The 424-nt window shown below is 52.4% G+C and carries 4 tRNA genes; all 4 read right to left on the reverse strand.

The annotated features are described in order from the left end of the window. Nucleotides 1-34: 34 nt before the first annotated feature. The 4 genes from COC46_RS19575 to COC46_RS19590 all read right to left on the reverse strand — a co-directional run bounded on the left by COC46_RS19575 (nucleotide 35) and on the right by COC46_RS19590 (nucleotide 389). Nucleotides 35-110, reverse strand: a tRNA-Val gene (locus COC46_RS19575). Nucleotides 111-119: 9 nt separating this feature from the next. Further along, a tRNA-Glu gene (locus COC46_RS19580) sits at nucleotides 120-194 on the reverse strand. 24 nt (nucleotides 195-218) lie between these two features. Next, nucleotides 219-310, reverse strand: a tRNA-Ser gene (locus tag COC46_RS19585). A 4-nt stretch (nucleotides 311-314) separates the two neighbouring features. After that, a tRNA-Asn gene (locus COC46_RS19590) sits at nucleotides 315-389 on the reverse strand. Nucleotides 390-424 lie beyond the last annotated feature (35 nt).

The following is a 424-nucleotide window of genomic DNA, read 5'->3' on the forward strand; positions in this document are numbered from 1 at the left end:
TAGATCCATGAAGTTTATTTCATTTTTAAAGATATGGTGGAGGATGACGGGCTCGAACCGCCGACCCCCTGCTTGTAAGGCAGGTGCTCTCCCAGCTGAGCTAATCCTCCGTAATAAAATGGTGACCCGTACGGGACTCGAACCCGTGTTACCGCCGTGAAAGGGCGGTGTCTTAACCGCTTGACCAACGGGCCAGTATATTTAGTGCTGAAAGTTTGTGGCGGAGAGCAAGGGATTTGAACCCTTGAGACAGGGTTACCCGCCTACACGATTTCCAATCGTGCTCCTTCGGCCACTCGGACAGCTCTCCAAAATGGCTCCGCAGGTAGGGTTCGAACCTACGACCACTCGGTTAACAGCCGAGTGCTCTACCACTGAGCTACTGCGGAATAATCACAAACCAAGCGACGTTCTACTCTCACAG

This window comes from Bacillus sp. AFS041924 (assembly GCF_002577195.1).
Lineage (GTDB): Bacteria > Bacillota > Bacilli > Bacillales > Bacillaceae_G > Gottfriedia.